At 36.3% G+C, this 24,751-nt stretch carries 39 protein-coding genes; 30 read left to right on the top strand and 9 right to left on the bottom strand.

The window, feature by feature from the left end; translation table 11 throughout:
- The 30 genes from rplW to B0I22_RS08095 all read left to right on the top strand — a co-directional run bounded on the left by rplW (position 1) and on the right by B0I22_RS08095 (position 17,534).
- On the top strand, positions 1-288 hold the full coding sequence (gene rplW, locus B0I22_RS08240) for a 50S ribosomal protein L23 (protein WP_133944186.1): 288 nt from the start codon (positions 1-3) through the stop codon (positions 286-288).
- 19 nt (positions 289-307) lie between these two features.
- Complete coding sequence (rplB, locus tag B0I22_RS08235) at positions 308-1,129, top strand: 50S ribosomal protein L2 (RefSeq protein ID WP_133944185.1); 822 nt, start codon at positions 308-310, stop codon at positions 1,127-1,129.
- Positions 1,130-1,131: 2 nt separating this feature from the next.
- On the top strand, positions 1,132-1,410 hold the full coding sequence (gene rpsS, locus B0I22_RS08230) for a 30S ribosomal protein S19 (protein WP_028122169.1): 279 nt from the start codon (positions 1,132-1,134) through the stop codon (positions 1,408-1,410).
- A gap of 2 nt (positions 1,411-1,412) precedes the next feature.
- On the top strand, positions 1,413-1,808 hold the full coding sequence (gene rplV / locus B0I22_RS08225; RefSeq protein WP_133944184.1) for a 50S ribosomal protein L22: 396 nt from the start codon (positions 1,413-1,415) through the stop codon (positions 1,806-1,808).
- An 8-nt stretch (positions 1,809-1,816) separates the two neighbouring features.
- On the top strand, positions 1,817-2,554 hold the full coding sequence (gene rpsC, locus B0I22_RS08220) for a 30S ribosomal protein S3 (protein WP_133944183.1): 738 nt from the start codon (positions 1,817-1,819) through the stop codon (positions 2,552-2,554).
- A 78-nt stretch (positions 2,555-2,632) separates the two neighbouring features.
- Positions 2,633-3,058, top strand: coding sequence for a 50S ribosomal protein L16 (gene rplP, locus B0I22_RS08215; RefSeq protein ID WP_133944182.1), 426 nt, complete (start codon positions 2,633-2,635; stop codon positions 3,056-3,058).
- 11 nt (positions 3,059-3,069) lie between these two features.
- The gene (gene rpmC, locus B0I22_RS08210) at positions 3,070-3,255 is read left to right on the top strand and encodes a 50S ribosomal protein L29 (RefSeq protein WP_133944181.1); all 186 of its coding nucleotides are present in this window, start codon (positions 3,070-3,072) and stop codon (positions 3,253-3,255) included.
- A gap of 11 nt (positions 3,256-3,266) precedes the next feature.
- Entirely contained in the window at positions 3,267-3,521 is a 255-nt protein-coding gene (gene rpsQ, locus B0I22_RS08205) for a 30S ribosomal protein S17 (protein WP_015806738.1), read from the top strand.
- On the top strand, positions 3,521-3,889 hold the full coding sequence (rplN, locus tag B0I22_RS08200; protein ID WP_027383311.1) for a 50S ribosomal protein L14: 369 nt from the start codon (positions 3,521-3,523) through the stop codon (positions 3,887-3,889). Before rpsQ ends, rplN begins: the two co-directional genes overlap by 1 nt.
- A gap of 17 nt (positions 3,890-3,906) precedes the next feature.
- Entirely contained in the window at positions 3,907-4,227 is a 321-nt protein-coding gene (gene rplX / locus B0I22_RS08195; RefSeq protein WP_133944180.1) for a 50S ribosomal protein L24, read from the top strand.
- A gap of 10 nt (positions 4,228-4,237) precedes the next feature.
- Positions 4,238-4,789: a 50S ribosomal protein L5 gene (gene rplE / locus B0I22_RS08190; RefSeq protein ID WP_133944179.1), complete on the top strand. Its 552-nt coding sequence runs from the start codon at positions 4,238-4,240 to the stop codon at positions 4,787-4,789.
- Positions 4,790-4,792: 3 nt separating this feature from the next.
- A complete protein-coding gene (gene rpsN / locus B0I22_RS08185; protein WP_034962852.1) occupies positions 4,793-5,062 on the top strand; it encodes a 30S ribosomal protein S14 in 270 nt (89 codons plus the stop codon).
- A 126-nt stretch (positions 5,063-5,188) separates the two neighbouring features.
- Complete coding sequence (rpsH, locus tag B0I22_RS08180) at positions 5,189-5,587, top strand: 30S ribosomal protein S8 (RefSeq protein ID WP_027383307.1); 399 nt, start codon at positions 5,189-5,191, stop codon at positions 5,585-5,587.
- An 18-nt stretch (positions 5,588-5,605) separates the two neighbouring features.
- Entirely contained in the window at positions 5,606-6,151 is a 546-nt protein-coding gene (gene rplF, locus B0I22_RS08175; protein WP_133944178.1) for a 50S ribosomal protein L6, read from the top strand.
- Positions 6,152-6,162: 11 nt separating this feature from the next.
- Positions 6,163-6,516 carry a 50S ribosomal protein L18 gene (rplR, locus tag B0I22_RS08170; protein ID WP_133944177.1) on the top strand — a complete coding sequence of 118 codons (354 nt, stop codon included), beginning with the start codon at positions 6,163-6,165 and terminating at the stop codon, positions 6,514-6,516.
- 19 nt (positions 6,517-6,535) lie between these two features.
- Positions 6,536-7,054 carry a 30S ribosomal protein S5 gene (gene rpsE, locus B0I22_RS08165; RefSeq protein WP_133944176.1) on the top strand — a complete coding sequence of 173 codons (519 nt, stop codon included), beginning with the start codon at positions 6,536-6,538 and terminating at the stop codon, positions 7,052-7,054.
- Positions 7,055-7,065: 11 nt separating this feature from the next.
- Positions 7,066-7,242 (top strand): 50S ribosomal protein L30, encoded by a 177-nt coding sequence (gene rpmD, locus B0I22_RS08160; RefSeq protein ID WP_027383303.1) that lies wholly within the window; start codon positions 7,066-7,068, stop codon positions 7,240-7,242.
- A gap of 85 nt (positions 7,243-7,327) precedes the next feature.
- The gene (gene rplO / locus B0I22_RS08155; RefSeq protein ID WP_027383302.1) at positions 7,328-7,777 is read left to right on the top strand and encodes a 50S ribosomal protein L15; all 450 of its coding nucleotides are present in this window, start codon (positions 7,328-7,330) and stop codon (positions 7,775-7,777) included.
- A gap of 10 nt (positions 7,778-7,787) precedes the next feature.
- On the top strand, positions 7,788-9,167 hold the full coding sequence (secY, locus tag B0I22_RS08150) for a preprotein translocase subunit SecY (protein ID WP_133944175.1): 1,380 nt from the start codon (positions 7,788-7,790) through the stop codon (positions 9,165-9,167).
- 9 nt (positions 9,168-9,176) lie between these two features.
- On the top strand, positions 9,177-9,392 hold the full coding sequence (infA, locus tag B0I22_RS08145) for a translation initiation factor IF-1 (protein ID WP_027383300.1): 216 nt from the start codon (positions 9,177-9,179) through the stop codon (positions 9,390-9,392).
- Positions 9,393-9,402: 10 nt separating this feature from the next.
- Positions 9,403-9,519: a 50S ribosomal protein L36 gene (gene rpmJ / locus B0I22_RS08140; protein ID WP_007839480.1), complete on the top strand. Its 117-nt coding sequence runs from the start codon at positions 9,403-9,405 to the stop codon at positions 9,517-9,519.
- 15 nt (positions 9,520-9,534) lie between these two features.
- Positions 9,535-9,912, top strand: a complete 378-nt coding sequence (gene rpsM, locus B0I22_RS08135; RefSeq protein ID WP_116034136.1) for a 30S ribosomal protein S13 — start codon at positions 9,535-9,537, stop codon at positions 9,910-9,912.
- Between the two features lie 12 nt (positions 9,913-9,924).
- Positions 9,925-10,314, top strand: a complete 390-nt coding sequence (rpsK, locus tag B0I22_RS08130; RefSeq protein WP_027383298.1) for a 30S ribosomal protein S11 — start codon at positions 9,925-9,927, stop codon at positions 10,312-10,314.
- Positions 10,315-10,338: 24 nt separating this feature from the next.
- Complete coding sequence (gene rpsD / locus B0I22_RS08125) at positions 10,339-10,947, top strand: 30S ribosomal protein S4 (protein ID WP_133944174.1); 609 nt, start codon at positions 10,339-10,341, stop codon at positions 10,945-10,947.
- Positions 10,948-10,978: 31 nt separating this feature from the next.
- Complete coding sequence (locus B0I22_RS08120; RefSeq protein ID WP_133944173.1) at positions 10,979-11,974, top strand: DNA-directed RNA polymerase subunit alpha; 996 nt, start codon at positions 10,979-10,981, stop codon at positions 11,972-11,974.
- An 8-nt stretch (positions 11,975-11,982) separates the two neighbouring features.
- Positions 11,983-12,498 carry a 50S ribosomal protein L17 gene (rplQ, locus tag B0I22_RS08115; RefSeq protein ID WP_133944172.1) on the top strand — a complete coding sequence of 172 codons (516 nt, stop codon included), beginning with the start codon at positions 11,983-11,985 and terminating at the stop codon, positions 12,496-12,498.
- 171 nt (positions 12,499-12,669) lie between these two features.
- Positions 12,670-13,374 (top strand): T9SS type A sorting domain-containing protein, encoded by a 705-nt coding sequence (locus B0I22_RS08110; RefSeq protein ID WP_133944171.1) that lies wholly within the window; start codon positions 12,670-12,672, stop codon positions 13,372-13,374.
- Between the two features lie 94 nt (positions 13,375-13,468).
- Complete coding sequence (locus B0I22_RS08105) at positions 13,469-15,475, top strand: glycoside hydrolase family 97 protein (protein ID WP_185145342.1); 2,007 nt, start codon at positions 13,469-13,471, stop codon at positions 15,473-15,475.
- Between the two features lie 191 nt (positions 15,476-15,666).
- Positions 15,667-16,026 (top strand): hypothetical protein, encoded by a 360-nt coding sequence (locus tag B0I22_RS08100; RefSeq protein WP_133944170.1) that lies wholly within the window; start codon positions 15,667-15,669, stop codon positions 16,024-16,026.
- Between the two features lie 131 nt (positions 16,027-16,157).
- Complete coding sequence (locus tag B0I22_RS08095; RefSeq protein ID WP_246022171.1) at positions 16,158-17,534, top strand: DUF4403 family protein; 1,377 nt, start codon at positions 16,158-16,160, stop codon at positions 17,532-17,534.
- Here the strand turns inward: B0I22_RS08095 and B0I22_RS08090 are convergent.
- The 9 genes from B0I22_RS08090 to B0I22_RS08050 all read right to left on the bottom strand — a co-directional run bounded on the left by B0I22_RS08090 (position 17,531) and on the right by B0I22_RS08050 (position 24,696).
- Complete coding sequence (locus B0I22_RS08090) at positions 17,531-18,049, bottom strand: DUF6759 domain-containing protein (protein ID WP_166668205.1); 519 nt, start codon at positions 18,047-18,049, stop codon at positions 17,531-17,533. The genes B0I22_RS08095 and B0I22_RS08090 overlap by 4 nt on opposite strands.
- 449 nt (positions 18,050-18,498) lie before the next feature.
- A complete protein-coding gene (deoD, locus tag B0I22_RS08085) occupies positions 18,499-19,206 on the bottom strand; it encodes a purine-nucleoside phosphorylase (RefSeq protein WP_133944168.1) in 708 nt (235 codons plus the stop codon).
- A gap of 149 nt (positions 19,207-19,355) precedes the next feature.
- On the bottom strand, positions 19,356-20,306 hold the full coding sequence (locus tag B0I22_RS08080; RefSeq protein ID WP_133944167.1) for a transporter: 951 nt from the start codon (positions 20,304-20,306) through the stop codon (positions 19,356-19,358).
- Complete coding sequence (locus B0I22_RS08075; RefSeq protein ID WP_133944166.1) at positions 20,306-21,382, bottom strand: cytochrome-c peroxidase; 1,077 nt, start codon at positions 21,380-21,382, stop codon at positions 20,306-20,308. Before B0I22_RS08075 ends, B0I22_RS08080 begins: the two co-directional genes overlap by 1 nt.
- Positions 21,375-22,202 (bottom strand): MbnP family protein, encoded by an 828-nt coding sequence (locus B0I22_RS08070; protein WP_133944165.1) that lies wholly within the window; start codon positions 22,200-22,202, stop codon positions 21,375-21,377. The genes B0I22_RS08075 and B0I22_RS08070 overlap by 8 nt, the downstream gene beginning before the upstream one ends.
- Positions 22,203-22,635: 433 nt before the next feature.
- Entirely contained in the window at positions 22,636-22,962 is a 327-nt protein-coding gene (locus B0I22_RS08065) for a hypothetical protein (protein ID WP_246022170.1), read from the bottom strand.
- 46 nt (positions 22,963-23,008) lie between these two features.
- Positions 23,009-23,677, bottom strand: a complete 669-nt coding sequence (locus B0I22_RS08060) for a superoxide dismutase (RefSeq protein WP_133944163.1) — start codon at positions 23,675-23,677, stop codon at positions 23,009-23,011.
- A 70-nt stretch (positions 23,678-23,747) separates the two neighbouring features.
- Positions 23,748-24,440 carry an SCO family protein gene (locus tag B0I22_RS08055; protein WP_133944162.1) on the bottom strand — a complete coding sequence of 231 codons (693 nt, stop codon included), beginning with the start codon at positions 24,438-24,440 and terminating at the stop codon, positions 23,748-23,750.
- The gene (locus B0I22_RS08050; protein ID WP_133944161.1) at positions 24,421-24,696 is read right to left on the bottom strand and encodes a YHS domain-containing protein; all 276 of its coding nucleotides are present in this window, start codon (positions 24,694-24,696) and stop codon (positions 24,421-24,423) included. Before B0I22_RS08050 ends, B0I22_RS08055 begins: the two co-directional genes overlap by 20 nt.
- Positions 24,697-24,751: the final 55 nt, after the last annotated feature.

Below are 24,751 nucleotides of genomic sequence, written 5' to 3'. Positions count from 1 at the left end.
ATGTCACTTATTATTAAACCAATTATTTCAGAAAAAGCAAATTATCTTACTGAGTTGAGAGGTGCTTATTCTTTCTTGGTAGCTCCAAAAGCGAACAAGATACAGATTAAAGGTGCTATAGAAGCAGCTTACGGTGTAAAAGTAGCAGACGTTAGAACGATGATTTATGCGCCTAAAGTTTCTACTAAAAATACAAAAAAAGGACTTCAAGTTGGGAAAACCAATAAATTGAAAAAAGCAGTTGTGACTTTAGCAGCTGGAGAAGTTATTGACGTTTTCGCAAATTAATTAATTATAAATAATAGTAATGTCTGTTAGAAAATTAAAACCTATCACCCCGGGACAGAGATTCAGAGTTGTAAACAACTTTGAGGAAATTACTACCAACAAACCAGAGAAATCTCTAACTGTTGGTATTAGTAAGTCAGGTGGACGTAACCAAACTGGTAAAATGACCATGCGTTACACCGGCGGTGGACACAAAAAGAAATACAGAATTATCGACTTCAAAAGAAACAAACATGACGTTGAAGCTACGGTAAAAACTGTAGAATATGATCCAAATAGAACTGCTTTCATCGCATTGGTGGAGTACACAGACGGAGAGAAAAGATATATCATCGCTCCAAATGGTATCAAAGTAGATCAAGTAATCATCTCAGGAGAAAGCGTAGAACCTAATGTTGGTAATGCAATGAAACTGAAAAGCATTCCACTAGGAACTGTGATTTCTTGTATCGAAATGAAGCCAGGGCAAGGTGCAATTCTTGCTAGAAGTGCTGGATCATCTGCTCAATTAACTTCAAGAGACGGAAAATATGCAATCGTTAAATTGCCTTCAGGAGAATCTAGAATGATTCTTACTGAGTGTTATGCAATGGTTGGATCTGTTTCTAACTCAGACCATCAGTTGACTGTATCAGGTAAGGCTGGTAGAAGCAGATGGTTAGGAAGAAGACCTAGAACAAGACCAGTAGTAATGAACCCTGTAGATCACCCAATGGGAGGTGGTGAAGGACGTTCTTCTGGAGGTCACCCAAGATCTAGAAACGGTATGCCGGCTAAAGGTTACAAAACTAGAAAGAAAAACAAAGCGTCTAACCGTCATATCATATCTAAACGTAAATAATTATGGCAAGATCACTTAAAAAAGGACCATTTATTCATCATACTTTAGATAAAAAGGTTCAGGCAAATATAGAGTCTAACAAAAAGACTGTCATCAAAACTTGGTCTAGAGCGTCTATGATCTCTCCAGACTTCGTAGGTCAAACTATCGCAGTACACAACGGGAAATCCTTTATCCCAGTTTATGTTACAGAAAACATGGTAGGACACAAGCTAGGCGAATTTTCTCCGACAAGATCTTTCAGAGGTCACGGTGGTAACAAAAATAAAGGAGGTAGATAATCATGGGATCAAGAAAAAGAGAAAGTGCATTAGCACGTAAAATAGCAAACCAAGATGTGGCAAAAGCGTTGCACAACGACTGCCCATCTTCTCCAAGAAAAATGAGATTAGTTGCTGATATCATTAGAGGAGTAGAGGTAGAAAAAGCTCTATCTATTCTTAAATATTCTAAGAAAGGTGCTTCTGAGAAATTAGAAAAAGTATTACTTTCTGCTATTGCTAACTGGCAATCTAAAAACGAAGGTGCTGACATCGAGGAGGCGAACCTTATCGTGAAAGAAATATTTGTGGATAGCGCAAGACAATTGAAGAGACTAAGACCAGCACCACAAGGTAGAGGTTACAGAATCAGAAAAAGATCTAACCACATTACATTAATCTTAGGTACTAAAAATTAATTCAAGGTATGGGACAGAAGACAAATCCAATTGGTAACAGATTAGGTATCATCAGAGGATGGGATTCTAACTGGTTTGGTGGTAAAAACTACGGTGATAGAATCGCTGAAGATTACAAAATCAGAAGATACCTTGAAGCAAGATTATCTAAAGGTGGTATTTCAAAAATATATATTGAGAGAACACTTAAATTAGTAACTGTAACTATCACAACTGCTAGACCAGGTTTAATCATCGGGAAAGGTGGACAAGAAGTTGACAAACTAAAAGAAGAGTTGAAAAAATTGACTGGAAAAGATATCCAAATCAATATTTTCGAAATCAAAAGACCTGAGCTAGATGCAGTACTTGTTGCTGACAGCATTGCTAAGCAAATTGAAAACCGTATCTCTTACAGAAGAGCTGTGAAAATGGCAATCGCTTCTACAATGAGAATGGGTGCAGAAGGAATCAAAGTTCAGATCTCTGGAAGATTGAACGGCGCTGAGATGGCACGTTCTGAAAACTTCAAAGAAGGAAGAATTCCATTATCTACTTTCCGTGCAGATATCGATTATCACATCGGTGAAGCATTGACTCAATACGGTAAGTTAGGTGTTAAAGTTTGGATTATGAAAGGAGAAGTGTACGGTAAAAGAGACCTTACTCCACTTGTAGGACAACAGAAAAAAGCACCAGCTGGCGGTAGAAACGAGAGAAACGACAGAGGAGATAGAGGCGACAGAAAACCAAGAAGAAATAATTAATAAAATTTTAGAGGATAGTTTTTAAATGACCGTTACTTTTTTAAAATCTAAATTCTAAAATCTAAAATTTAAGAAATTATGTTACAACCAAAAAGAACCAAATTCCGTAGAGTTCATAAGATGAAAATGAAGGGGATTGCCCAAAGAGGGAATCAACTTGCTTACGGAACTTTCGGAATCAAAGCGACTGAGGGAGCTTGGGTTACTGCAAGACAAATTGAAGCAGCTCGTATTGCTGCGACAAGATATATGAAAAGAGAAGGTCAGTTATGGATCAAAATATTCCCAGACAAGCCTATTACTAAAAAACCAGCCGAAGTAAGGATGGGTAAAGGTAAAGGAGCTGTAGAATATTGGGTAGCTGTAGTGAAACCTGGTAAAATTATGTTCGAAGTTGGTGGAGTACCTTACGAAGTAGCAAAAGAAGCGCTTAGGCTTGCTGCTCAGAAGTTACCAATTGTTACCAAATTTGTAGTTGCAAACGATTTTGTTAAACCTCTATAATCTCTATTAAAATGAAAAACGCTGACATCAAAAATTTAAGCAAAGAGGATTTAATCAACCAATTGGCAGAGGCTCAAGCTAACTATTCAAAATTGAAATTGGCTCACAGAATCAGCCCAGTTGAAAATCCAATTCAGATCAGAGATTTGAGAAGATCAATTGCAAGACTAAACACAGAGTTAACTAACAAACAATAATTCCTTTTACAATGGACAGAAATTTAAGAAAAGAACGTATTGGAATCGTTTCCAGCAATAAAATGGAAAAGACGATTGTTGTTAGCGAAACTACAAGAGTTAAGCATCCAATGTACGGTAAATTCGTTTTGAAAACGAAAAAATATACTGCACACGATGAGAATAACGAGTGTACAGAAGGGGATACAGTTTTAATCACTGAAACTAGACCTTTGAGCAAGAGCAAGAGATGGAGATTAGTAAGAATCATAGAAAAAGCTAAATAATGTTACAAACCGAATCAAGACTAAAAGTTGCTGATAACACAGGTGCTAAAGAAGTACTAGTGATCAGAGTTCTAGGTGGTACTAGAAGAAGATATGCTTCAGTTGGTGATAAAATCGTTGTAACTATCAAAGATTCTACACCATCAGGAAACGCTAAAAAAGGTCAAGTATCTAAAGCAGTTGTAGTAAGAACTAAAAAAGCAGTTAGAAGAAAAGATGGATCTTACATCAAATTCGAAGACAATGCTTGTGTACTTCTAAACGCTGCTGGAGAGATGAGAGGAACGCGTGTTTTCGGACCGGTTGCTCGTGAGTTGAGAGACAAAGAATATATGAAAGTTATTTCATTAGCTCCTGAAGTACTTTAATTTTAAAATTTACAAAAATGACAAAAGTTAAAATAAAAAGAGGAGACAACGTACTTGTAACTACTGGAAAAAACAAAGGTAGTAAAGGTGAAGTTCTTGAAGTAATTAAGAAAGAAGGTAAAGATCCAAGAGTAATTGTTGCAGGTATTAATATTGTTAAAAAACATACTAAGCCATCTGCACAAAACCCTCAAGGTGGAATTGTAGAAAAAGAAGCTTCTTTGCATATCTCAAACGTAGCACTTGTTGATAAAAACGGGAAAGCTACTAAGACTGGTACTAAAGTAGAAGGTGATAAAAAAGTAAGAGTAGCTAAAACTACCGGTGAAACTTTATAATTAAATTACGATGGAATATATAGTAAGACCAAAACAACAATATAAAGAGAAAATTGTTCCTGCAATGATGGAAGAATTTGGGTACAAATCTGTGATGCAGGTTCCTAAATTATTGAAAATCGTTGTGAGCCAAGGACTTGGTGCAGCTGTTCAAGATAAAAAAATCGTTGACTATGCTGTAGAAGAATTGACTGCAATCACTGGACAAAAAGCTGTAGGTACTTTATCTAAAAAAGATGAGGCTGCTTTCAAACTAAGAAAAGGAATGCCAATCGGAGCTAGAGTAACTCTTAGAGCTGATAAAATGTATGAATTCTTAGACAGATTGACATCTTCTGCATTACCAAGAATTAGAGATTTTTCTGGTATCAAAGCTGAAGGTTTCGACGGAAGAGGTAACTACAACTTAGGAATCACTGAGCAAATTATCTTCCCAGAGATCGTAATTGACAAAGTGAAAAAAATCCAAGGGATGGACATCACTTTCGTTACAACTGCGAACACTGATAAAGAAGCTAAAGCATTATTAACTCACTTCGGTTTACCGTTCAAAAAGAACTAAGAAATGGCTAAAGAATCAATGAAAGCGCGTGAGCGCAAAAGAGAAGCTACTGTAGCTAAATATGCTGAAAAAAGAAAAGCTTTGAAAGAAGCTGGAGATTATGATGCATTACAAAAATTGCCTAAAAATGCTTCTCCTGTAAGATTACACAACAGATGTAAACTAACAGGAAGACCAAGAGGATATATGAGAACATTCGGGATTTCCAGAGTAACTTTCAGAGAAATGGCAAACAATGGTCTTATCCCAGGAGTTAAAAAAGCTAGTTGGTAAGCAATTAAAAACAATCGAGGCAATTAAGTTGTTGAGATACTAAAGATAGAGATGTCATTTTTGATGTCTCTATCTTCAAGTCTTTTCAATACTGGTTGTCATAAACCAATAATTTAAAACAAAGAAATGGTAACAGATCCAATTTCAGATTTCCTAACTAGAGTAAGGAACGCACAAAGCGCAGGCCACAAAGTGGTGGAAATTCCTGCATCGAAAATCAAAAAAGAGATCACTAAGATTCTTTTTGACCAAGGTTATATCTTGAACTACAAGTTCGAGGACAACGCTGTTCAAGGAGCTATCAAGATCGCTTTGAAGTATGACAAGCAAACGAACAAACCGGCTATCAAGTCTATCCAAAGAGCTTCTAGACCAGGTCTTCGTCAGTACAAAGGTTCTGAGGAACTTCCAAGAGTACTAAACGGACTAGGTGTAGCTATCATCTCTACTTCTAAAGGAGTAATGACTGATAAAAAAGCGAGACAAGAGAAAGTTGGAGGTGAAGTAATTTGCTACGTATATTAATTTTTTAAAACAAGGAAAATGTCAAGAATTGGTAAAGCAATTATAGAAGTTCCTGCTGGTATTACAATTTCTCAAAAAGATAATGTTGTAACAGTTAAAGGTCCAAAGGGTGAATTAACTCAGGAGCTTACAGGAGGAATCAGCTTCTCACAAGAGGATGGTGTACTTACGTTCACTCGTCCTTCTGACTCAAAAGAACACAAAGCGCTTCACGGTTTGTACCGCGCGCTTGTCAACAATATGATTGTTGGTACTTCTACAGGATTCACTAAGCAATTAGAACTAGTAGGAGTTGGATACAGAGCATCTCACAATGGCCAAAGATTAGAATTGGCTCTTGGATTTTCTCACGGTATCGTATTGGAACTTCCAAAAGAAGTAACATTGGATACATTGACTGAAAAAGGGAAAAACCCGATCATTACATTATCTTCTTACGATAATCAACTTCTTGGAATGGTGGCTGCGAAGATCAGATCTTTCAGAAAACCTGAACCTTACAAAGGAAAAGGTGTGAAATTCGTGGGTGAAATCATCAGAAGAAAAGCCGGTAAATCTGCATAAAATTTAAGAAAATGGCATTAACAAAAGTTGAGAAAAGAAACAGAATCAAAAGAAGAGTAAGAGGGAAGATCTCCGGATCTGCAGTATTACCAAGATTATCTGTATTCAAAAGTAATAAAGAAATCTACGCACAATTGGTAGATGACAAAGAAGGTAAAACATTAGTATCTGCTTCTTCTAGAGATAAAGGAGTTGACGCTAAGGGTACAAAAACAGAAATATCTACTGCTGTAGGTAAAGCAATTGCTGAAAAAGCAAAAGCGGCTGGTATCGAGAATATTGTATTTGATAGAAATGGTTTCGTTTACCACGGTAGAGTGAAAGCTCTTGCTGACGGTGCTAGAGAAGCTGGTCTTAAATTCTAATTTTAAAAATTCAGAAAACATGGTAGATAGTAATATAGAAAGAGTAAAACCTGGAGGATTAGAATTAAAAGATCGTCTGGTTGCTGTTAACAGAGTAACTAAGGTAACCAAAGGTGGTAGAGCATTCGGATTTTCTGCAATCGTTGTTGTAGGAAACGAGGACGGAATCATCGGATACGGACTTGGAAAATCTAAGGAAGTAGCTTCTGCTATTGCAAAAGCAGTAGAAGATGCTAAGAAAAACTTGGTAAAAGTTCCGGTAATCAACCATACAATTCCTCACCAAACTTCTGCAAGATATGGTGGTGCTGATATCTTCTTGAGACCTGCGTCTCACGGTACAGGACTTATCGCTGGTGGTGCTGTAAGAGCGGTACTAGAATCTGCAGGTGTACACGATGTATTGTCAAAATCTAAAGGTTCTTCTAACCCGCACAATGTGGTGAAAGCTACTTTCAACGCATTGTTGGACATCAGAAGACCAGAAGAGATAGCAAGAATGAGAGGAGTTTCTTTAGATAAAGTGTTTAACGGTTAATCAATATAGCAATGGCAACAATCAAAGTAAAATTAGTTAGAAGTGCTATTAATCGTTCTAAAACTCAAAAAAGAACACTTGAAGCACTAGGATTTAAAAGACTTCAACAAGTTGTAGAGCACGAAGCAACACCTTCTATTTTAGGAATGATTGCTTCTGTAAGTCACTTATTAGAAGTTCAAAAATAATAATAGATCATTGAGATACGAGATTGGAGACTTGGTCTTCGATCTCAAACCTCAAATCTTTTAATCTCAAATAGTCAATACAACAATGAATTTAAATAACTTAAAACCATCAACTGGTTCTACATTCAGCACAAAGAGAATTGGTAGAGGTCAGGGAAGTGGATACGGTGGTACTTCAACAAAAGGACATAAAGGTCAAAAAGCTAGAGCTGGTTATTCTCAGAAAATCGGTTTCGAAGGTGGACAGATGCCTTTGCAAAGAAGATTACCAAAATTTGGTTTCAAAAATATTAATAGAAAAGAGTTTAGAGCAATCAATCTTGATACCATCCAAACTTTGATCGATACCAAAAACATCACTGGTGATATCACTAGAGACGTATTGGTAGAAAACGGTCTTGCATCTAAAAACGAATTGGTAAAAATCTTAGGAAGAGGTGATTTGAAATCTGGTGTTTCAATCTCTGCTGACAAGTTTACTAAATCTGCTGAAGAAGCAATCAACAAAGCTGGAGGTAAAGCAATTACTCTTTAATTAATATATAATGAAAGAATTTATACAAACACTTAAAAACATTTGGAGTCTAAAAGAGCTTAGAGACAAGATTCTCTTGACGCTTTCTTTGGTCCTTGTGTATAGATTCGCATCTTACGTTTCTCTTCCAGCTATTAATACAGCAGAAGTTGGAAACCTATTACAACATTATCAAAACCAAGGCGGGAACCAACAAGGGGCCGGCCTTTTGGGTTTATTGTCATCTTTCACAGGAGGGGCATTTAGCCGTGCTTCTATTATGGCATTAGGAATTATGCCATACATTTCTGCATCGATTATTGTACAGCTGATGGGTATGGCAATCCCATATCTTCAGAAGTTGCAAAAAGATGGAGAAAGTGGAAGAAACACTTTGAACCAAATCACACGATGGTTGACTATTTTGGTTTGTCTGGTTCAGGCACCATCATATTTGACTTCTGTGACGCAGTTTTTCTTACCTTATTCACAGTTCCAGTCAGCATATTTTATAGACCCAGCGTCTATTATGTTCTGGTTGCCAAGTATCATCATCCTGGTAGCAGGATCGGTATTTGCAATGTGGTTGGGAGAGAAGATTACGGACAAAGGGATTGGTAATGGTATTTCTATCTTGATTATGGTGGGTATCCTTGCGGATCTTCCTACAGCTTTCTACCAAGAAGTTTTGACACAGAATGGTAAAGGTGGATTGGGTAGCATTATGATTTTGATTGAGATCGTGTTCTGGTTATTAGTTATTTTATTAGCTATTATTCTATCTGTAGCAGTAAGAAAAATTCCAATCCAGTATGTAAGCAGAGCTCAGGCAAGAGGTGGCGTAAGCAGAAATCTGATGGAAGGTGCTAGACAATGGATTCCTTTGAAAGTAAATGCGGCGGGTGTAATGCCTATCATCTTTGCGCAAGCATTGATGTTTGTTCCAGGATTGCTGACAAAAGTTGATGAGTCTAACACATTTTTGGCAGGTTTCAAGAATGTTTTTAGCTGGCAGTACAACGTATTGTTTGCATTATTAATTATAATTTTCTCATTTTTCTATACAGCAATCACTATTCCTGTAAATCAGATGGCTGATGATTTGAAGCGTAATGGTGGGCTGATTCCTAAGGTAAGACCAGGGAAAGAAACGGCAGATTACTTGGATGATATTTTATCTAAGATTACCTTGCCAGGTGCAATATTTTTATCTATCTTTGCAGTCCTTCCGGCAGTAGTGCACGGAACCTTTGTTCAGACAGATAGATTTGCTCTCTTTTTCGGGGGTACTTCGTTGTTAATTATGGTTGGAGTTGTCCTAGACACTGTACAACAAATTAATACGTATCTGCTGAACCATCATTATGACGGGTTGATGCAATCTAAATTATCAAGATCATCAAACCTATAATAGAAGTAAATGGCTAAACAGAAACATATAGAACAAGACGGCGTGATTACGGAAGCACTTTCCAACGCACAGTTCCGTGTAGAGCTAGAGAATGGGCATGTATTGATTGCCCATATTTCTGGTAAAATGAGAATGCATTATATTAAACTCTTACCTGGAGACAAGGTAAGACTCGAACTCTCTCCTTATGACTTGACTAAAGGGAGAATAACTTTTAGATATTAAAATTAACAAAATGAAGGTTAGAGCATCTATCAAAAAAAGAAGTGCTGATTGCAAAATTGTACGTAGAAAAGGCGTACTTTTCGTAATCAACAAAAAGAACCCTAAATTTAAACAAAGACAAGGTTAAGAACCAAATTAAATTATGGCGAGAATTTCAGGTATTGATTTACCAAAGAACAAAAGAGGCGTTATCGGTCTTACTTACATCTATGGTGTTGGAAGAAGTACAGCTTCAGAAATTTTGAAAAGCGCTGGAATCAGCGAAGACAAGAAAGTCAACGAATGGAATGACGATGAATTGGCAGCAATCAGAACTTATATCTTAGACAACGTAAAAGTTGAAGGAGAATTGCGTTCTGAAGTGCAATTGAACATCAAGCGATTGATGGACATTGGATGCCAACGAGGAATACGTCACAGACTAGGACTACCTTTAAGAGGCCAGAGAACGAAAAACAACTCTAGAACCCGTAAAGGAAAGAGAAAAACAGTTGCTAACAAGAAAAAAGCAAGTAAATAATCGTTAGGAATTATGGCAAAACAAACTAAAGTAGTTAAGAAAAGAAAAGTAAAAGTTGAGGCTATTGGTGAAGCGCATATTCAAGCTTCTTTCAATAACATCATCATTTCTTTAACAAATAAAGCAGGAGAAGTGATCTCTTGGGCTTCTGCCGGTAAAATGGGTTTCAGAGGTTCTAAAAAGAATACTCCATTCGCAGCTCAAATGGCTGCAGAAAACTGTTCTCAGGTCGCTTTCGAAGCTGGTCTTAGAAGAGTTAAGGTGTTTGTAAAAGGTCCAGGTGCTGGTAGAGAGTCTGCAATCAGAACGCTACACAACTCAGGGATTGAAGTAAGCGAAATCGTTGACGTGACGCCTATGCCACACAACGGATGTCGTCCACCTAAAAGAAGAAGAGTATAATCTTTTAACCTCAAATCTAAAACAATGGCAAGATATATTGGCCCTAAAACAAAAATTGCTAGAAAATTTGGTCAAGCAATTTTCGGAGATGATAAAAACTTCGAGAAAAGAAAAAATCAACCACCTGGACAACACGGTGTAAACAAAAGAAGAGGCGCAAAGAAATCTGAGTATGCAGTACAGTTGATGGAAAAGCAAAAAGCTAAGTACACGTACGGTATTCTTGAGAGACAATTTGCTAACCTTTTTGACAAAGCTCATAGAAGTAAAGGTGTAACAGGTGAAGTCCTATTGCAACTTTGCGAATCAAGATTGGATAACGTAGTTTACAGATTAGGTTTTGCTAAAACCAGAGCTGGAGCTAGACAATTGGTTTCTCACAGACACATCACTGTGAACGGAGAGCTGGTAAACATTCCTTCTTATTTGCTAAAAGCTGGTGACGTAATTGCGATCAGAGAGAAGTCAAAATCTCTTGAAGTAATTGCTGACGCTCTAGCTTACAAAGCAAATTATGAGTGGTTACAATTCAATGACGAGAAAAAAACTGGTACTTTTACGACTGCGCCTGAGAGAATTCAGATTCCTGAGGACATCAAAGAACAGTTAATCGTCGAATTATACTCTAAATAATAATTTTTTCAAATTTTTGCTCAACCAGACTATGGCAATTTTAACATTTATAAAACCCGATAAAGTAATCCTTTTAAACTCGACTGATTTTAAAGGTCAATTTGAATTCAGACCTCTTGAACAAGGTTTCGGGCTTACAATCGGTAATGCATTGAGAAGAGTTTTACTATCTTCTCTGGAAGGATATGCTATTTCATCTATCAAAATAGAAGGCGTAGAGCACGAATTTTCAACTATACCAGGAGTGATCGAAGATGTTACTGAAATCATTCTTAATCTAAAACAACTTCGTCTTAAAGCGAAAACTGAAAACCCGGGAAGCGAGCAGGTAACTGCAAAAATCTCTGGTAAAGATGTTGTAACTGCTGGAGATCTAGGAGATTCAATCGTTAATTTTGAAATCCTTAATCCAGATTTGGTTATTGCAACTCTAGCTAAAGACGTGACGTTTGAAATTACTTTCAACGTAGAAAAAGGAAGAGGATATGTTCCGAGCGATCAGAACAAATCAAACAATGCGCCTGTTGGGACTATTGCTATCGACTCTATCTTTACACCTATCAAGAAAGTACAGTATAGTATCGAGAATTATCGTGTAGAGCAAAAAACAGATTACGAAAAATTAGTATTGGATATTGAAACTGACGGATCTATCACTCCTCAGAATGCTTTGACAGAAGCTTCTAAGATTTTGATCTATCACTTTATGTTGTTCTCCGATGAGAGAATCACATTAGAGACTGAGGCTGTAAAAGCTTCTATCCAGTACGATGAAGAAACCCTTCACACAAGACAACTTCTTAAGTCTAAGTTAGCAGATATGGATCTTTCTGTAAGAGCCCTAAACTGTCTGAAAGCAGCTGAAGTAGAAACTCTTGGAGAATTGGTATCTTTCAGTAAATCTGATTTGATGAAATTCAGAAATTTTGGTAAAAAATCTTTAACAGAACTTGAAGAATTGGTTCACTCAAAAGGACTTAATTTCGGGTTTGATGTTGCAAAATATAAGTTAGACGCTGATAAATAATCCTTACAATGAGACACGGTAAAAAAATAAATCACTTAGGGAGAACAGCCCCTCATAGAAAAGCAATGCTTGCTAATATGGCTTGTTCACTAATTGAACATAAAAGAATCAACACCACTGTTGCTAAAGCGAAAGCTTTAAGAGTTTACGTGGAACCACTCCTTACAAAAGCTAAAGAAGATACAACACACAATAGAAGAACAGTTTTCTCTTACCTACAAAGTAAAGAAGCTGTAACTGAATTGTTCAGAACTGTAGCTCCTAAAATCGCTGAAAGAAACGGTGGTTACACAAGAATCATCAAAACTGGTTTCAGACTTGGTGATGCTGCCGATATGGCAATGATCGAGTTGGTAGATTTCAACGAGATCTACAATCCAAACGCAGAAGAGAAGAAAACCACCAGAAGAAGTAGAAGATCTACTGCAGCTCCTAAAAAGGAAACTGCTGCTGTGGAAGCTACTGAAGCTAAAGTTGAAGAAACGCCTGCTGAAACTTCTACAGAAGAAAAAACTGAAGAATAAGAATTCTAAGTTTTTAAATATAAAACCATCTCTTTTAGGGATGGTTTTTTGCTTTTTTATCAATGAGATATTAAATTTATATTATAATTCAATATTGTTTTAATGATTATTGATTTTTATTTTGTTGAAATTACTAACTTAGTAAGTATTAATAACCTATATTGAAAACTTATGAAATCTATTTATGTTTTTTTATTAATAGTTGTTGGACTTTTTACAAAAGCTCAACAATCTGATTTGATTAATAATACTTGGTATTTAGAAAAATTAGTTTTGAATAATCAGGAATATTATTATCCTAATACACCAATAGAGGGTAATCATCCAATACCGGAAGGAAAAGCGCAATTTTTAGAAGATGTATTTGTAGCAAAAATTTGCAATAGTATGGGAGGAGATATTGTTTATTCTGAAAATAATGTTACTATAAAAGCTTCAGGTCTTACATTGGGTGGTTGCCCAACTGGTTATGATAGTTATGAAAACCATTATTTCGGAGGCTTTTTTGGTGTTAGTAATTCAATTGGGATTAATTTGGTTTATTCTTATACTATAAACAATACAGATATTGCAAAACGTCTTATTTTAATTAATCCTAATGGAGATAAAGCGTTTTATTATTCTAACAAAGCATTTATGTCTGTTGGTGCTATTGAAAAAGAAAAAATATCATTGTATCCAAATCCAGTAAAACAACATTTCACGATAGATATTAATGATCAAATTGAACAAGTAGAAATCTATTCCATTAATGGACAATTATTAAAAACGGTAAAATCTAAAAAAATTAATATTTCTGATTTGGCAAAAGGAAATTATCTTGTCAAAATAAAAACGGATAAAGAGATAATTACTCAAAAAATCATCAAAGAATAATTACAAAAACCATCTCAATTGAGATGGTTTTTTGTTTTAACCAATTTCAAAAATGTACTTTTGTAGATATATAAACCTTTTAAATTTATTATTAATGAAAGTAATTCACAGAAATCTGCTGAGGATTTTTTCTGTCGTTGTTTTATTGTTCGGATTTTCGGCAATGATTAGTGCACAGAAACTTAAAAATAGTATTGTGAAGTCACCCGACGGAAAAATTGTCCTAGAAGTAGGATTAGAGAATTCCAAAATCTATTACAAAGTTTCCAAAGAAGGAAAATCAATTTTAAAACCATCATTTCTTGGTTTTGATTTGAAAGATGGTTCGCTTAAGGACAATCTTTCTGTGAAGAATATTTCTCATTCTAAGTGTGATGAAACCTGGAAGCAGCCTTGGGGCGAAGAGATCGAGGTACAAAATCATTACAATGAGATGAAGGTCTTGATCAAGGACAATTCGAAGCTATCCAGAGAATTCATCATCAATTTTAAAGTTTATGATGATGGCTTCGGTTTCCGATATGAGTTTCCTAAACAAAAGAATCTGAATGAATTTGTTATAATGGATGAACTCACGGAATTTAACTTTCCTGAGGATCATAAAACCTGGTCGATTCCTTACAATACAGAATTCTATGAAGGTTTGTTTAAGTCCAATCCGATTTCAAAGCTTGACACCATTGCAACACCTTTGACGATGGAAACAAAGTCAGGTTTATTCCTAACCGTTCATCAAGCAAATCTAACCGATTACGCGTCAATGAATCTTGCAAAAGTTGGAAATTCAACCAAACTAAAAAGTTATCTCACACCTTGGGCAACTGGTGAAAAAGTATTTGCGAAAGTTCCTTTCAACACACCTTGGAGAACAATGATTATTGCCAATTCTGCAGGTGACTTGATGCTCTCAAGATTGATGCTGAATCTGAACGAACCAAACAAACTTGGTGATGTTTCGTGGATCAAACCTGGAAGATATATTGGCATCTGGTGGGCAATCCATATGGAAAAATACACTTGGAAAGCCGGACCGAAACACGGCGCAAAAACCGAGAATGTTCTAAGATATATTGACTTCGCTGCAAAACATAAGTTTTCCGGTGTTTTGGTAGAAGGTTGGAACAAAGGTTGGGAAGATTGGAAAGATTTCAAATTTACAGAACCATATCCGGATTTTGACATCAAGAAGATCACAGATTACGCGAAGTCGAAAAATGTAAAGTTGATAGGTCACCACGAGACAGCAGGAAACACAGTCAACTACGAAAACCAAATGAGCGATGCTTTTGCTTATTATAAAAAATATGGAGTCGATGTGGTGAAGACCGGTTACGTTGGTGGAAAATTGGATGGCAAGCAGCCACACAGCAGCCAATATGGCGTTCGTCATTATAGAAAAGTCATCGAAGAAGCGGCGAAGCACAAAATAATAATCGATAACCACGAACCCGTAATGCCAACAGGTTTGCAGAGAACACTTCCTAATCTGATGACGCAGGAAGGCGTAAGAGGTCAGGAATGGGACGCGTGGTCCAAAGATGGTGGCAATCCGCCTGAACATACTACGATCATTCCTTTTACGAGAGGTTTGGCTGGTCCAATCGACTTCACGCCGGGAACTTTCAATTTCACAAATCCAGTATTGCCAAACACCAAAGTTCACACGACCTTGGCAAAGCAGTTGGCATTGTCGGTTGTAATTTATAGTCCACTTCAAATGGCATCTGATATGATCGAGAATTATGAGAACAATCCAGCTTTCGAATTCATCACATCTTGCCCGACAGATTGGAGTAAAACGGTAGTTCCAGATGCGAAGATCGGTGAATTTGTGACGATTGCCAGAAGAGACAAAGCGACGGATAATTGGTTCCTAGGAAGCATCACCAACAAAGATGCAAGAACTGTAAAATTAGATTTGAAGTTTTTGGACGCAAATAAAAAATACAAAGCGAAAATCTTCCGAGACGGGAAAGGTGCAGATTATGAAACGAATCCTTATCCAGTCATCATCGAAGAAAAAGAAGTGAATAGCAAAACTATTTTGTCAGTTGACTTAGCGAGAAGTGGTGGTGTTGCGATTATTTTGACGAAGATTTAAAAATATTCTATTGTCACCTTGTTTCTAATTTATCGAAGATTAAGCGGATTTAGTTTGGATAAAAAAAGGTGACTTTTTCATTCTTAAGGAAGCCTAGTTTATTCTAACGGATATCCTATTTTTTAGCAGATATCTTAATCGCTTTGGCGGAAGGTTTTAAGTGGATAGGACAATTAGATAAATTTATTACTATGAAAAATATAATAATACTTGCGACTATATTTATCTGTTTTAATTCTTGTATTGATTGTAAGAGAGATACTGAGGCGGCATACAAAGAACAGTGCAACTTAGTAGTAGAGATACCTCCATCACAATATCCATATTTATTCAAAGCTAAGGGCTACAATCCAAATACACAAGAAAGAGAAATTTGCCATAATGATAGTAGATGGTGGAGTTTATATAAAAAAGAGATTGAAGAAGGAGATACCATTGTGAAGAAGAGGGGGGATTTAGTGTTTTATATCCATAAGAAAGATACTGTAATTGCTCACGAATGGGTTTGTTATGATGGAGATAATAAACATACATATAGTAAGAAAAAGTAATTTTATTTGTAAAAAAAAATAGGGCGCAAATGATTGAGACTTATAACAAGTGTATCAGATTTATTGATGAGATTTTCTATCTCATTAATAAAACCATTAATTTTGCGTTTTAAATTTCATCAAAAACATTTATGAATCCAATTCGAAAAATTACTTCAATATATTTTCTACTGATTAGTTTGATCGCTTTTTCTCAAGCAGCAGAGCCTGTTTACACTTTGCCAAAGATTAAATCTAATATCACATTGCCAGTTTCGCTTCCTATTTCGGAAATCAATAGTTTGATTAATCAATCCGTGAAAGGTGTTTTGTACGAAGATCAATCTTATACAGACAATAACAATGATCAATTCAAAGTGAAAGTCGAGAAGCAAGGAAACATCACCATAAAAGCTTTGACAGAAAATCGATTGATGATTTCTGTTCCATTGAAAATCTGGGCGGATAAAGGTTACGGAACATTTGGAGTTTATGTTTACAAAGACACGAATTTCAATTTGATAATGAATTTCATCACCGAAATCTCTGCATCGAACAATTGGAAACTGAATACCAAAACCACAACCGCAGGATTTGTCTGGACTCAGAAACCAGTTCTTGATTACGGAAAAATCAAAATCCCAATTGCGCCTTTGATTGAAAGTACTTTGAAGGAACAGCAAGCGAAATTCACTACAATTATCGATCAGCAAATCAAATCTCAATTCAATCTTCAGCCTTATCTGGTGATGGCTTGGAATCAATTTTCAAAACCAATCAATGTTTCTGAAGAGTATAACACTTGGCTAAAAATTTCGCCTCAAAACACCTTTATGTCACCGCTTCAGGTTTTTCAGGATAAGATTAAAACGACTATTGGAATTGACCTTTATTCTGAAACTTATGTTGGGCAAGTTCCGTTGGCGGCAAGAGATGTGAACACGATCCCGAATTTTACACTAAACCCAAATCTTCCAAACATTTTCAATCTTCAAACGACTGCAAATATTAGTTTCGATGAAGCCACAAGAATCGCAAAACAGCAATTCCTTAACAAAGAATTTGCGATGAGTAGCGAGGATAAAAAAGTGAAAATTACGGATATTAAAGTTTATCAAGAAAAAGAAAATATCGTGATAGAAGCGCAAACAAGTGGCGAAGTGAATGGAACGGCTTTCATCAAAGGGAAACCTTTTTACAACGCAGAAGAGCATAAGATAAAATTGAATGTCACGGATTTTAATCTTAAAACGAAAAACTTTTTCCAAAAAGCTCTAACCGTTCTATTTGAAGGGAAAATCCGGAGAATGATAGAAAAAGATTATGGAATTCCGCTTCTCGATATCGAGAATGCTTCTAAAAAAAGTATGATGGAAAACTTCAACAAAGAATATGTGAAAGGCATCAAACTCCAAGGAAACGTTATCGATTTGAAACCAACGCAATTTCTACTTTCAGAAAAATATATCACGATTGTGATAGACACCAAAGCGCAATTGCAGATGAATGTTTCCGGCTTGAGTTTTTAATTAATTTGGCTGTGTTTTAGTGTAATCATTTGATTTTGAGTAAGATCTTTTCTTTTCAGATATTCCGAATTGCAGATTTTACCTTTGATGATGTAAGAATCTTTATTGATATTAATGAAATTTTCTCCTTTCGAAGGCACGGGTAAATTATATTGCGTTTTACCTTGAAGTCTTAGAATAATATCGCAGGAAGAATCATTTCTAACAAATAAAACCGTTTCTGACTCTTCTTTGCCAGTGTTGAAAATGTTGTTTAGAAGCATTACCGTTCTCTTAAGTTGCAGTTCAGCAGATTCTTTCATTAGGATGTGGAACTCTTCTTTTTCAGGATCTATGGGGATCTCCACAGATTTTTTTTCGGCATTTAAAATATCAGATATGAGCAATCGTGGTTCAGATTTCCAACTTCCATTTTTTAGTTGTTTCAGTCGGTTTAAAACTGCTTTCTTTTGAGGATCATCTTGCTGTAAATTTTTAAGATAATTTGAAATTTCAAAAATATTTGTACTTGCCAAGACTTGATGATAATTATTTATATTTTGTGATTTGACTAAAGTATTTGTGAATATTAAAATAAAAATTAATAATAACAGATAAAATTTTCGCATTTATTCTTTTTGTTTGACGAATGCTAAAATAATAAAAATGTTATAATTATTAACAAAAATTTAAGTTTTGGAGTTTATTGTAAATTTTATTTCTAATAATTCGTAAATAATTATTTTAATCTAAATAATAATTAATTTTAAATATGTTTGACTAATTATGATTAATTTTCTTTTATAATTGTGGTAATGGTAATTTTAATGAGAATTCTTTTAACTGGATGAAGCTCGATGTAATTTTATTTTTTTTTAATTTATTTAATTGTAATTCATTAAAAATCAAATCCTAAATAAACCTTGACCAAAAAAAATACCTCTGAAAAATCAGAAGTATTTTTTAAAAATTTATAGAAATTTGATTAAAACTTAATGGCAGTTTCCAAAGATAATTCCATCATTTTTCTCAAAGCCATCTCTCTTTCGTCTGCCGAAATCTGTTCGTGCGTTGGGATGATGTCGGAAACGGTCAAAATAGTTGCCGCATTTTTTCTTAGATGTTTCGCATTGGCAAACAAAGCAAAAGCTTCCATTTCTACCGCAGGACAATCATGTTTAACTGCGATTTCCGGAACAGCTGGATCTTTTCTGTAAAAAATATCGCTGGAATGGATGTTGGTCGCTTTAACAGTTAGATTAAGTTCTTTCGCTGTTTCATTGATTTTCTCAAAAGCTGATCCTTGGTTAGAAATCGCGTCTTCTTCAATTCCCCAAGCAAATTTTGCGTAAGTACTTTCGCTCGCCGCGTTTTCTACATTCAGAATGTCAAACAATTTCAAATCTGTTGTGTAAGCACCGCAAGTCCCGATTCTAATGATCGTATCAACTTCGTATTCCGTGAACAATTCAAAAGAATAGATCCCGATACTTGGAAATCCCATTCCGCTGGCACCAACCGTAATTTCTTTGCCTTTGTAAAAACCCGTGTAGAAGAAAATATTTCTCGTTTTGCTTACCAATTTAGAATCAGTCAGATAATTATCTGCAATGTATTTTGCTCTCAAGGGATCGCCCGGCATCAAAACCGTTTTGGCAATTTCTCCTTTTTTAGCACTAATGTGAACACTCATTTTTATGAATTTTTTTAAGAACGTGAAGATAAAATTAATTTCCAATCTGAGCCAAACTTAGCCTATCATAATTTATGAAGGATGACTGGTCTTAAATATTATCTCAAAATCTGCTCAATCTGCGAGCGTATTTTTTTTGTTTAATTTAATTAAATTCCAAAATTCACAAACAACCCAAACCTCGATTTAGCCTCAATATCGCCACTGGCAAGATTCGTATAAGCCGGCAACATCACTTCACTTCCGATGCTCCATTTTTTATAAGAAGCTTCGAAACCGATTTTTCCGTAAAGCGCACTTCCAGCGGTTCTCGGCATCACTTCGCCAAACTGTTTGTTCCAATCGTAAACTTCGCCTTGCAATCCCAATTTTCCGGAAATAATACTGTTTTCATTTCGCCAAATCCGCTGAAATCCAGTCATCGCATAATTCCATTGATTACCAAATTGATAATGTTTTTTATTTTCAGTTTTTAAAGTGTAATCTGTATTAATGAGCAATGCGAAAAGATTTTTCTGAAATTTATAATTAAGAGCCAGCTGATAATCCCAACTTCCCGTTCCCAATTGAAAACTTGGATTCACGCCCGAAATTCCTCTTTCATCAAATTTACCAATCGGAATTTTTACTCCGAAACCACCATTCAATTGATGAAATGTATTTTTAGAATTAAGGATTTGATAAATTCCCATCAAACTCGCATCGCCGATTCCATTGATTCTGATGTCGCCTTGCAAAGTCTTTTTCTCGTGAAACTGAAATGGCAAACTTCCATAAACACTCAGCTTTTCCGTAATCGGAATCTTTCCCCAAATCTGAATCGTGTTGAAATATTGGTCTTGCGTCAACTCATTTGTAAAGAGATTTTCCTTCGCTTTGTAATGTTGTGAAAAATATTTGATGCCGATGAATTGTGGATTTAATAAAGATTCAAAACCGGAAGAACCATTTCCCGCACCGCAACCACAAGCGTCACAAAAGAATTCCTGAGATTTCAAAAGATTCTGTGTTTCATACTTCGGAATATAGAGACTGTCTTTCTCATTCGCCGAAATTGAAATATTAAGGATTAAAAATATAATTAAAATAAGCTTCTTCATTATTCTGCAAATTTTTTGTTTTTGATGAAATTTTGGTCGGTCAAGGTTTTCAGAAAAGCGATGATGTATTGTTTTTCCAAGTTTGTCATTGAGATTCCGATGTGTCCGTTTTGTTTTAAAATCGGGTCAAGGTTTGGCTGATTTTCCACATTGTCGGAATAGAAATTCAGAACGGCTTCCAAAGAATAAAATCTTCCGTCGTGCATATAAGGCGCGGTCAATTCTACATTTCTCAAACTCGGAACACGGAATTTCATATTGTCACTCCAGTCCAAAGTCACGCGATATCGTCCGCGGTCATCGTACTGCGAATTGTAGTACATTCCAGTATTTCGATAACTTTCATCCGTGAATAATTCTCCTGAATGGCAACTCGAACATTTGTTTTCGAATAAAGTTTTTCCCTGAGATTCTTCAATTGTGAAATTCGCTGTTCCATTTTTGACTTGGTCGTATTTGGACTCCGCAGAAACCATCGTGACCATAAATTGGGATAAAGCTTTCAGAATTCTTTCGCCATTAATTTGGTCATCGCCAAAAGCCGATTTGAACATTTTTTTATAATTCGCATCCGCACTTAACTTCGAAATCACTTCCGGAATCGAGCTGTCCATTTCAAAATCTGTGGTGATTGGAACCAGCGAACGCTCATCCAAATTATGACTCACGCCGTCCCAAGTGTAATTTTTCAGCCAAGCCATATTTTGAATCGCCGGCGCATTTCGTATTCCCAATTTGTCGTCGATGCCGTGACTTACAGGATGGCCGTGGTGTGTGAAAGCATATTCCTGAATGTGGCAAAATCCACAGGAAATTGTATTATTTCGGGACAATTTTCCTTCATAAAATAATTTTTTCCCCAACGCAACGCCATTGACAGTCACCGGATTTTTATCTAAATCAAAAGCCAAAGCCGGAAAATAAGTTGGGATTTCCAGATTGTAAGCTTTGTCTTCCTCGAAAACTTCGCCTTCTATTTCGTTGGAGCAGGACGTTAAAATTCCTGCAACTAAAACAAGGAAAATCCAAAGAGAACGCAATCGTCCTCTCTGGAATTGTTGAAATGGATTAATCATTATGAACGTGGTCAACTTTGAACATTTGGATTAAGTTGTTGCTCACACTCACCAGATGCGGACTGCTTCCCATCGCCATTTGGTTCGCTTGGGTTAATGTCAAAGCGGTTTGTCCACTCAAATATTGATTGAAATCTGCCAGAATATGAATCGAAGGTGTGATTTCTTTGCTGACTCTCGCCGTTGTTGGCAAATCCAAAACCACTTCTCTGTACAAGTCTGCAGTTCCGTTGACAGTTGTATCGCCCATATTTCCGGTGTGATTCATAAATTCTGTGTCGGCAGATGAAGTTCCATATTTCCCTTCGATTCTGGCAAAAATATAGCCGGCTGACCAAGACCAAGCCATTCCTTCCTGCTTGGCTTTGTCCCAGAAAATCCCTTGTCCGTCTTGTCCAATCAAATAAGCTGTTGGGCTGATTCCCAATCCGAGTTTGATTTTCTTGTAATTTCCTTTTGGGATTTCTGTGAGATTGGCATAGACTATTCCGCCTTTTGCATCGGCTTGGTTGATGATGAAGGCGCCTTTGTCTGGATTGTTGTAATTGTATTTGAACTCGGTGCCGTTTTCATCGATGAGGGAAATGTTGCTGATGACATATTTCAAAGTGGAAAATTGGTGCTTTTGCCCGCTGGAAGATGTTTGTATCGTTTGATTTAAAACGATGTTTCCGAGGTTGTTGAATCCGTTTTCGAATTTGATTTGGAGATTTCCTGGTTCTGTGTTTTGTACTTCATCGTCGTCGTTATTTGAACAAGATGAGATTGTTATTAAGGTAAAAGCAATAAGTAATAATGATAAAAATTTATAAATTTTCATATGATTTTTATTTTTTTAATGGTTGTCCGATAAAAAATATAAACAAATTGAAGAACTCAATCTTTATAAGATAAATTAACAGTTCGCTCCTATGGAGCTTTGTTTTTGGGACTTCTTTTTTCTATTAACAGTATGTCCTGATGGGACTTTACAAAGCTTCGTTAGAAGCGAACTGTTAATAGCAAATAGATATCATAGAATTAAAGCTCTGGAAGAGCGACCTGATAATTGTATTTTAATATTATTGGACAATAATGATTTTTTAGTTGAAACGTTGATTTTATACTGTATCCCGCGATAGGGATGGTAGCGGATATCCTTTTTTCGTTGCCTGAGCGTAGTCGAAGGCAATGAAAAAAGATAGTAGCGGACAGCCCGACCCGAGCTAAGGCCTTAGCGTTGGAGAGGGAATCGCCCAAATTAATATGTTCAACTAAAAAATTGGAGGTCTGAAAATGTGTCTCAGAAAGAGGAATGTATAACCTGTTTTGTACGTGAAAGTCAGGTTTGGGAGGGAGAAATTGTGCTCGATTGAGGCTTTGAAAATCTCAGTCGGAATGTAAAAATCCAATACTTTTTGGACTTGGTTTTTGCCTTTGGAAAGTGGCGATGAATCGGATTCGGTGGATTTTGCCAGTTCTTTTCCGAGGTAGCATTTTCCGTTGCAATTGAGTTCGGGTCGCGCCTTGTTGATGCAGAGAACCTGAATTTGATTATAATTTACAACATATTCCGCCAGTGGAAATGCGGGTTTGCACACCAAATAAAGGATGAGGAATATGTTGCAAATTAATTTCAAGGAGGGATTATTTTGTAGCTTCTTCGTAACGTTTGCTCACTTCTTTCCAGTTGGTCACGTTCCAGAATGCGGTCAAATAATCGGCTCTTTTGTTCTGATATTTAAGGTAATACGCGTGTTCCCAAACATCGATGCCCAAGATTGGCGTTCCTTTGATTTCGGCAATGTCCATCAATGGATTGTCTTGATTTCCGCTGGAAGTGACTGCCAATTTTTTGTCAGCCGTCACGACCAACCAAGCCCAACCAGAACCGAAACGGTCTGCGCCAGCTTTGCTTAATTTCTCTTTCAAAGCGTCCAAACTTCCGAAAGATTCGTTAATGGCTTTCGTCAGTTTTGCGGATGGTTGCGTGTTTTTCTCAGGCGTCAAAACGGTCCAGAACAATTCGTGGTTGTAATGTCCACCGGCGTTGTTTCTCACGGCTGGCGTTTCTTTGGAAATGTGCGAAAGGATTTTGGTGATGCTTTCTTTTTCCAAAGGTGTTCCGGCGATGGCTTTGTTCAAATTGGAAACGTAAGCTGCGGCGTGTTTGGAGTAATGAATTTCCATCGTCTCCGCATCAATAGAACCTTCCAAAGCGTTGTAAGCGTAAGGTAAAGGCGTTTGTTTGAATTGTGCCGTCGCGAAAGTGGCTACAGAAAGCGCACTTGCGAGAAATAATTTCTTGATTTTCATAATATTGGATTTAGATTAATATTTAATTTTTTAAATGCAAAAAAGCTAATAGCCATAAGAGAATCGCTCTTTATTGTTTTAATAATTTTCTAATGTCTTCTATCAACTTTTCACGGTCGGGATGATATTTGCCGACGAGCGAAGTTGTTTTACCTTCTGGGTCTTCATAATTCAAGCCAGAGTAGTATAAAATCGGGCTGTTGTTTTCATCAAATCTGGAACGGAGATTTCCTTCTTGGTCAACCAGAGCAATCATTCCGCTGTGGTTCAGGCTTTCCGCTTCATCTTCTTTATCGCCAACAAAAATATCAAATTGCTCTGCCAATTTTCCGATGTAATCTCTGTCGCCGGAAAGAAAATGCCAGTTTTCAGATTTAGTTCCCAGTTTTTTAGCGTGGTTTTTCAAAACTTCCGGCGTGTCATTCGTTGGGTCGATGCTGATTGATATGATTCCGAAATTTTTGTCATTGATGTTTTCTTCGATGTGTTTCATATTGGAATTCATCACGGGACAAATCGTTGGACATTTGCTGAAGAAAAACTCTACCAGATAGACTTTGCCAAGCATATCTTTGTTGCTGATTTTCTGATTGTTTTGATTTGTCAGTTCAAAATCAGGAACTTTCATCACAGTAAAAAGACTTTTTTTAAAATAGCTCATTCCAGCGCCAATTGTTACAAAAATCAAAGCTAAAACAACAATCGGAATGATGATTTTGCTCTTCGGGTTTTGCTTTGCTTTCTTATTTCGCATTTTGGGCATATTTCTCAGGATTCTTTTTGAATTCCGCTTTGCAATGGTCACTGCAAAAACCGTACTTTTTTCCTTTGTAGTCGGCGGTATCTTTCAGATAATCTGCAGTTTTCATTTTACAGATAGGGTCTTCGGTGTTGACGACTTTGACATTTTTGAGGTCGGTCGCTGGTTTCATTTTCGAAACGTGTTTTACCTTTGGCGTTTCCTGAGCGCAGGAAAATGCAGATACGGAAAGGAGTATCGCTAAAACGAATATTTTCATTGATGTTGATTTTAATTTTAATAATTTAAAAAATTGCTCTTGTAGAAGAGAATTA

The sequence above is a fragment of the Epilithonimonas xixisoli genome (assembly GCF_004365655.1).
Taxonomy (GTDB): Bacteria; Bacteroidota; Bacteroidia; order Flavobacteriales; family Weeksellaceae; genus Epilithonimonas; species Epilithonimonas xixisoli.
This window is presented reverse-complemented; position numbering and strand designations above follow the sequence as displayed.